We start from the raw sequence: 7927 nt of genomic DNA, 5'->3' as shown, positions 1-7927 counted from the left end.
ACGCCTCAGAAACGGAAACATTGGTTCACTTGAATCACTTCCCGAAAATCGGATTCTGATTGCCGTGTCAGGCGGTGCAGACAGCATGGCCTTAATGAGGGCTCTGGAGCAATTAAACCAGTCAGCCGAACTCCCGCTCCCCTCCCCTGCTTCGTTGATCGTAGCCCACTTGAATCACGGGCTGCGGGGAGACGTTTCCGATGCCGATGCCACCTGGCTAAAAACCGAATGCCAGCGATTCGCCATTCCTTTCGTTTGCGAAAAACAGGAACTCACGCGATCCCGGCGGGAAACAGGGGAAGGTCTGGAGGAACTCTGCCGAAAAGCACGCTATGATTTTTTGACACGCGCTGCCCGCGAACATCAGTGCGCACAAATTGCCATTGCTCATACGCGCGACGATCAGGCGGAGACAGTGCTGCACCACATCGTCAGAGGGACGGGAATTACCGGACTCAGAGGCATCCCGCATATTCGTGCTTTAGAGGAAGGGATTTTTTTGATCCGCCCGATGCTGGAAATCAGTCGCGAAGAAGTGATTCACTATCTGCAGGAAAACTCACAGGACTTTCGAGTGGATGAATCTAATTCGGACCACAGGTTCACACGAAACCGCATTCGACATCAATTAATTCCTTTATTAAAAAAGGAGTTTAATCCGAATGTCGTCCAGGCGATCTATCGTCTGTCCCAGCAGGCAGACGAAGTGAGTAGCCTGATCACGGAAGAAGTAGATCACGTTTTGACCTCAGCCACATTAGATCAAAATCAGGAACTCTGGCGACTAGACTGCGACGTTTTCAAAAATGTCCCAGACTATATCATCAAGCAATGTTTTCTGAAAATCTGGCACGAGATGGGCTGGTCTCGAAAGCGGATGGGCTTTGATCACTGGCAACGGCTGCTGGAGTTATCCAGATCGGGTCAGAAACTGAGTCTGCCCGATCAAATTGAAGCCGAACGCCGTGAACGACTGCTTATTTTACGCAAGTTGAAAAGCAATTCGCCGGAGCCGCATGTTGGAATCTGACAAACATTCACATTCCAGCATATGTATTGTGGAAATATCGATCACGGTTGGTTAGAATCGGGCGTTGCTGATAAAAATGTGACCAATTTTCATCTGATTATGACATACAGATGATAGCCTGTTGTGCGTTATTGGTGTGTGATCAAGGCCGTTCGAAGCATCCATTCCTGATCTGCATTCGATCTTATCGCTTCCGAATTACTGATTCTTGTTAAACACATTGCACTTTATTTCTCGCCCTGTTCAATCAAAGAAGTTGCAGCTATGAATAACAACAGACCACTGTTTATTGCGAGCTTTATGACGCTCATCGCCGCCGGCGTGGGATTCGCAATCCGAGGAGGCATCCTGGCAGACTGGGGTGCCCAGTATGGGTTTACCAAATTCGACCTTGGTACGATTACCGGAGGGGGACTCGTCGGTTTCGGTATTGTGATCCTGCTGGCCAGCCTGATCACCGATCATATTGGCTATAAACCGATTCTGCTGCTGGCATTCATTCTGCATGTACTTTCTGCTTTGATTACGTTCGCAGCGACACCAATTTTTCACGCGATGGGTAAAGATGCGACTTACTGGTGCCTGTATGTCGGAATGTTTATGTTCGCTGTTGCCAACGGTCTCTGCGAAGCAGTGATCAATCCGCTGGTCGCGACGCTCTATCCCACAAAGAAAACACACTACTTAAATATTCTACATGCGGGCTGGCCCGGCGGATTGATTGTCGGTGGGATCGTCGCCGCCATCTATGCCAACCTGAAAGCCAGTGTTCCCGGCCTGCGCTGGGAATATCCTATGGCGGTCTTTTTGATTCCAACTCTGATCTATGGTTTCATTGTGATTAAGCAGAAGTTTCCGCTTTCGGAAGCCAAGTCGGCTGGTGTCAGCTTTGGACAGATGCTGATGACATTTGCCAGTCCGCTACTGATCTGCTTACTCTTTTTACAAGCCTGCGTCGGATATGTGGAACTGGGAACCGACAGCTGGATTGCCAGCATTACCGATTCGATTCTAGTTGGTCAGGGGCTGTATCTGTTTATCTATGCGTCAATGATCATGTTCGTTCTGCGTTTCTTTGCCGGTCCGATTGTCGAAAGAATTAACCCACTGGGTTTGCTTTGTGTCAGTGCCTGTTTCGGCGCACTGGGATTATTCATGATTGGAAGCTTTAAAGAAGCGACTCTGGTCTGGATCGCTGTCACCGTGTATGGTCTGGGAAAAACCTTTCTCTGGCCGACCATGCTGGGTGTGGTTGGTGAGCGGTTCCCCAAAGGGGGCGCGATTACCATGGGTGCCATGGGCGGCATTGGCATGCTTTCTGCCGGTCTGCTGGGTGGTCCTGGAATCGGCTACAACCAGGATTATTTCGCAACACAAAAACTGGAACAACTCTCTCCGGAAGCATACGAGCGTTATTCCGCCGAAGACAAAAATGGCTTCCTGTTTTTCCCAGCCATCAAAGGTTTGAACGGCTCCAAAGTAAGTGTCTTAAATAACGACGGAAAAGACCTGGAAGAAACCGTTGAACAACTCAAGAAAGAGAATAAAACGGACGACTATATTTCAACCCTGAATCAGTGGTGGCAGGGTGCCGAGCCATTCGCTCCCGAAGACAAAGGGCCCGTTGATGAAGCCGGAATCTATGGCGGTCGCATGGCGTTGAAGTGCACTGCTTTAGTCCCTCTGGTCATGGCCTTCGGTTACTTTATCCTCGTCCTGTATTTCCGATCCAAGGGTGGATATCAAGTGGAAGTTCTGCATGGTGAAAAGCCGGTTGGTGAGCACTATACCGGCGGTATCGAAGGACCGATTGAATAACCGCCGATCGTTGATGACTTTTCGAACGGTCACCATCATCCGGGTGACCGTTTTTTTAACATAGACGGAATAAAATTGACGCCCGGCAAACAGAAGAACAGGACACTCGATCTATTTTGAACCGACCAGGCTTCATGCTGCGTTTTTAAACCCGATCCATTCGATCAGTCGGGAAAAAGGCAAAACCACATTCAGCAACGCTAATGGGTTGACATTTTGATCGATAGCTGGATAACAGAATTATATTTTCTCAAAATTTGACAACGAAATTGTCTTCGATATTTTTTTGGTAACAGGTTGCCGCTCATGCTCGATTCTTTTCCGGAATCTCCTACTTTTGTCACTCATCTTGAGTGTGGCATGCACCATGATCGTTATGAAGCAGATCAACTGCATGGCCTTTCTCAAGCGGGCAAACCGCTGCTGGTCAAATATGATTTAGAGGCGCTCGCCCGGTCAGTTTCGAAGACGGATCTGGCCGCCCGCCCTGCCACGCTCTGGCGTTATCGTGAGTTTCTACCCGTTCGCAAGTCCGAAAATATTGTCAGCCTGGGGGAAATTCATACTCCCTTGATTCCCGCGCCTCAACTGCAGGGAGGCAGTGGTTCGCTCTGGATCAAAGATGAGGGACGTCTCCCCACCGGTTCGTTCAAAGCCCGCGGTCTCTGTATGGCCGTTTCGATGGCCAAAGAACTGGGGATCACTAAAGTCGCCATGCCGACAAACGGGAATGCCGGTTCTGCGCTGGCCGCTTATGGCACCCGGGCCGGCATGAAATCGTTTATCTTCTGCCCGGCGGATACTCCTGAAATCAATGTGCGCGAGATCGCAGCGCAGGGGGCCCATGTCTGGCGCGTCAATGGATTGATCAATGACTGCGGCAAGATCGTCGCGCAGGGAAAAGAACCCGTCGGCTGGTTTGACTTTTCCACACTGAAAGAACCCTATCGCATCGAAGGTAAAAAAACGATGGGGCTGGAACTGGCCGACCAGATGGGCTGGCAGGTACCGGATGTCATTTTTTACCCGACCGGTGGCGGCACAGGCCTGATCGGTATGTGGAAAGCGTTCAACGAACTCAAAGAAATAGGTTGGCTCACAGGAAAACTGCCCCGCATGGTTGCCGTCCAGGCTTCGGGATGTGCTCCGATGGTCAAAGCGTACGAAGCGGGTGAGGAACACGCTCCTCTGTGGGAAAATGCACACACGGTTGCAGCGGGCATCCGCGTCCCGGTCGCCGTGGGTGATTTTTTGATTTTGCGGGCTGTCAGAGAAAGTCAGGGCTTTGCGACAGCCGTCGATGACGAGCAAATTACCGCAGCACTGAAGGAAGTCGCCCAGCAGGAAGGTTTCCTGATGTGTCCGGAAGGGGCTGCAACGTATGCTGCTTACAAACAGGAACTCGCTTCAGGACGGATCAGCCCGGACGAAAGTGCCGTCCTGTTTAACTGTGCCTCGGGACTGAAATACGAACTCCCCCCGGCTGATCAGTCCATCGACATCAATCAGCCCGTCGACTATTCTCTGTTTGTCTAAAAACGAAACCATCATGAAATACAACAGCGGGATGTAGTAACATGAGCGATATTCTGGTGACAGAGAATATTCAGGGAGCGTCAATGAATCGTCTTATGAACGATCTTGACGTCGAACTCGATGCCTATCTGTGGCAGAATGTGAATCTGCTGCAAAAGAAGATCCAAAACGCGAAAGCATTGATCGTCAGAAACCAGACGCAAGTTAACCGGGAACTCATTGACGCCGCTCCCCATCTGAAAATCATCGCACGGGCCGGCGTTGGTCTCGATAATGTAGACACACACTACGCGCACGAAAAGGGAATTATTGTCTGTTATACTCCGGATGCCAACTCCCTGTCTGTGGCAGAGCTGACCATTGGTCTGATGCTGGCATTGTTGAGAAAAATTCCCGAAGCGCGTCAGGACACTCTGACCGGAGGCTGGAACCGCGTCAAATTCACGGGCTCCGAGTTATACGGCAAAACGTTCGGCCTGATTGGCATGGGACGCATCGGCACATTAACGGCCACTCGTGCCCATGCGTTTGGAATGAAAATCATCGCAGCAGACCCTTATCTCGCCTTCGATGCCCCTCAGCTTAAACAAATGAACGGGAAACTCGTTTCACAGGATGAGTTGCTCTCACAGGCCGATGTAATTTCTTGCCACAGTCCGCTGACGCCCCATACCAAAAGGCTGCTCACCTATCAGCATTTCTGCAGAATGAAACCGACCGCGTTTTTTATCAATACATCCCGCGGCGAAGTCATTGATGAAAAAGGGCTGACACAGGCGCTGCTGGAACATAAGCTGGCCGGTGCGGCGCTGGATGTCAGGGAAACGGAGCCTCCCAAACACAGCCCCTTGAACCAGATGGAAAATGTCATCTTAACGCCGCACATTGCTGCTTTTACTTTGGAAGCGCAGGATCGCGTCGTTGATTCGGTTTGTGAAGACGTTCGTCTGGTACTGAGCGGAAAAAAAGCCATCAATGTTTTCGAACCTTAAACTGAGAGAACCAGCTTGATGCAGAACGAACTCAAAGCAGAAAAATGGTACGACGGCATTTCCCGTTACCAGTGGCTCGTGCTGACGATCGCCTCCCTCGGCTGGGTCTTTGACGTCTTCGAAGGGCAGATCTTCGTTGCCAGCATGAATGAAGCGATGCCTTCGCTCGTCAGTCCGGACACAACAAAGGGTCAGCAGGCGCTCTATAACAATATTGCCTTCGGGGCGTTCCTGATTGGAGGCGCACTGGGAGGCATCGGGTTTGGTGCCTTAAGTGATCGGATCGGCCGCAAAAAAACGATGTCGCTGACGATTCTGTTCTACTCCTTTTTCACTTGTCTGTCTGCGTTTTCGCAGGACTGGTGGCAGCTGGCCGGTTTTCGTTTTCTCGTCGCACTCGGGGTCGGTGGCGAATGGGCGGTCGCGAGTACTCTGGTTGCGGAATCCTTCCCCCCCAAAGCGCGAGCCCGGGTTGGCAGTATTTTTCACGCATCCAGTGTTCTGGGAACATACCTCGCGATTCTGGCGGGGGCGTTTATTATTGGAAATGAAAGTATTCAGGAATACGCCAAAAATATTGGTTATCCCAGTCTCCCGTGGCGAATTGGATTCGCCTTGGGAGTTGTGCCTTCATTTTTAATTATCTGGATCCGGCGGTCCATGAAGGAACCGGAATCCTGGCAGCATGCACAGGAAACAGCGAAGCAGGACAGCAGCCAGAAAATGGGAACCATCTGGGATCTGTTTTTACCACAATACTCCAAGGGCACCTACATTGGCGTCTCATTGGCAGCCATCGGTCTGGCAACATTCTGGGGCGTGCATATCTATGGAAAAGATGTCTTTTTGAATGCCGTCAAAGCAGACTATGTTACCGAACACTTTCAGGGGCAGGCTGATCACTCTGCGGACGATACAAAAGCCTATTTTGAAACGATTAGCCCGACCTTAAAAAAATGGGAGATGCTGGGCATGTTTCTGGCAACCACAGGCGGGGGACTCGGGCTGTTGGCATTTGGACCGATCTGTGAATGGTTTGGACGGCGGGGTGCGTTTTTTCTGTTTCATGTCGGGGGGTTGATCAGTTCCGTGGTGCTGTTTCAGTTTTTAGATAATGCTGTTGTCATTGGTTGCTTCCTGCCTGTATTTGGATTTCTGACTTTGGGAATGCATGCCGGTTATGCGATTTATTTCCCGGAACTTTACCCGACACGCCTGCGCGGGACCGGAACCGGTTTCTGCTTCAACGCCGGTCGCATGCTGGCGGCTCCGATTCTGTTTATTGGTGGCTGGATGCAGAAAGACTGGGGGTATACAATGGCGCAAACGGCAACGATCTTGAGTATGCTGTATATTATCGGCGCGATTCTGCCTTACTTTGCCAGAGAAACCAAAGGCACCGCGCTGATGGAATAGTTGCCTCCCTGCTGCGTTCACTCCCGCTTCACAGAGTGATGCCTCGCGCAACACTCTCAGTATGACTTGTATGCGATCATGATGTTTTCTGACCCACAGTTGTGGTTGTTTGTACTTTCTGTTGTTTTCATTTCTGCGTTTATTCAGGGAATCATCGGCTTTGGTTATGCCATCGTGGCGATGGCCGTGCTGCCGTTAGTGCTCAATTTTCGTGAAGCAAATTTACTGGTCGCTTTCAGTATTGTGCTTCCCGTGATGTGGATTTTCTGGGGCTACCGGAAACAATCTGATCTGAAGCTGCTGGCAGGCGCCATTCTGGGATCGCTGATCGGCCTGCCTTTAGGCTTGCTGACCTTCACGCTGATTGACCTCGACTATCTGGTGCGCGGTACAGGGCTGGTCATTCTGCTGATCGTGATCGACGGCTTTTTCCAGAAGCCTCCCCAAACGGTCGAAGGGACACAGCAAGCGTCTTCAGTCTGGAGTACCTTTGCCGGTTTTTGCAGCGGCTTTCTGGCCGGCTCCACCAGCATCGCCGGACCTCCGATCGTGATCTATGCAATTCGCCAACCGTGGACCCAGGATCAATACAAAGGTTTCATCTTCGGGTTCTTTATCTTGATCTCCATTACACGAATTATCGGACTGTCCCTCATGGGCTTTACCACCGCACCCGTGCTGTTGACCGCAGCGATCATCGTTCCTTTTGTGATACTGGGTATGAAACTGGGAACGATGCTGGGCCCGCGGATTAATCCGGTCCTGTTCAAGCGCTGTCTGCTGTCGCTGCTGGCAATCAGTTCGCTGTATATGGTGATTCAGGGAAGCTCTGAAGAATTGCCTGACACCAGTCAGCAGCAAGCGTTGGCCACTTCAAAATCATCTGAAGTTCACCGGGAACATCATTGACGGTTCTGGAAGTGACGCTGCTGAATCCATTCAAAGACCTGCCGTTGTGCCGGCAAAACCGCTTCTACACGACTCATTTCCTGCCCGATTGATTTCAGATCATCAACCGTATCCACATCGGTTAAAACAGGAAGCTGATGCACGTCCCCTCGGTCCTGAATCTGTGCCAGTAACATTTCTGTGGTGTTCGCAGCGCTGTAAGGAACCTGGCACCATTCTTCCCGGG

The 7927-nt window shown here is 50.9% G+C and carries 6 protein-coding genes and 1 pseudogene; 6 read left to right on the top strand and 1 reads right to left on the bottom strand.

Annotated elements, in window-relative coordinates; translation table 11 throughout:
- From tilS to Q0294_RS09960, 6 genes are all read left to right on the top strand, one after another.
- Positions 1-1030 (top strand): tRNA lysidine(34) synthetase TilS (tilS, locus tag Q0294_RS09985; RefSeq protein WP_299464201.1); only part of this gene is annotated, 1030 nt, incomplete at its 5' end.
- Positions 1031-1294: 264 nt separating this feature from the next.
- Positions 1295-2848, top strand: coding sequence for an MFS transporter (locus Q0294_RS09980; protein WP_299464197.1), 1554 nt, complete (start codon positions 1295-1297; stop codon positions 2846-2848).
- Between the two features lie 306 nt (positions 2849-3154).
- A complete protein-coding gene (locus Q0294_RS09975; RefSeq protein ID WP_299464194.1) occupies positions 3155-4384 on the top strand; it encodes a threonine synthase in 1230 nt (409 codons plus the stop codon).
- Between the two features lie 41 nt (positions 4385-4425).
- A complete protein-coding gene (locus Q0294_RS09970; RefSeq protein ID WP_299464191.1) occupies positions 4426-5376 on the top strand; it encodes a hydroxyacid dehydrogenase in 951 nt (316 codons plus the stop codon).
- Positions 5377-5394: 18 nt separating this feature from the next.
- Positions 5395-6792: an MFS transporter gene (locus Q0294_RS09965; RefSeq protein ID WP_299464188.1), complete on the top strand. Its 1398-nt coding sequence runs from the start codon at positions 5395-5397 to the stop codon at positions 6790-6792.
- A 78-nt stretch (positions 6793-6870) separates the two neighbouring features.
- The gene (locus tag Q0294_RS09960; protein ID WP_299464184.1) at positions 6871-7701 is read left to right on the top strand and encodes a sulfite exporter TauE/SafE family protein; all 831 of its coding nucleotides are present in this window, start codon (positions 6871-6873) and stop codon (positions 7699-7701) included.
- On the opposite strand, the pseudogene Q0294_RS09955 reads toward Q0294_RS09960, so the two are convergent.
- A pseudogene (locus tag Q0294_RS09955) lies at positions 7695-7927 on the bottom strand (hypothetical protein); the annotation flags it as partial. The gene Q0294_RS09960 and the pseudogene Q0294_RS09955 overlap by 7 nt on opposite strands.

Source organism: uncultured Gimesia sp., assembly GCF_937919775.1.
Lineage (GTDB): Bacteria > Planctomycetota > Planctomycetia > Planctomycetales > Planctomycetaceae > Gimesia.
This window is presented reverse-complemented; position numbering and strand designations above follow the sequence as displayed.

Coding starts and splice junctions, on each gene's coding strand:
- Q0294_RS09980 (WP_299464197.1), top strand. CDS start 1,295: ATGAATAACAACAGACCACTGTTTATTGCGAGCTTTATGACGCTCATC.
- Q0294_RS09970 (WP_299464191.1), top strand. CDS start 4,426: ATGAGCGATATTCTGGTGACAGAGAATATTCAGGGAGCGTCAATGAAT.
- Q0294_RS09960 (WP_299464184.1), top strand. CDS start 6,871: ATGATGTTTTCTGACCCACAGTTGTGGTTGTTTGTACTTTCTGTTGTT.
- Q0294_RS09965 (WP_299464188.1), top strand. CDS start 5,395: ATGCAGAACGAACTCAAAGCAGAAAAATGGTACGACGGCATTTCCCGT.
- Q0294_RS09975 (WP_299464194.1), top strand. CDS start 3,155: ATGCTCGATTCTTTTCCGGAATCTCCTACTTTTGTCACTCATCTTGAG.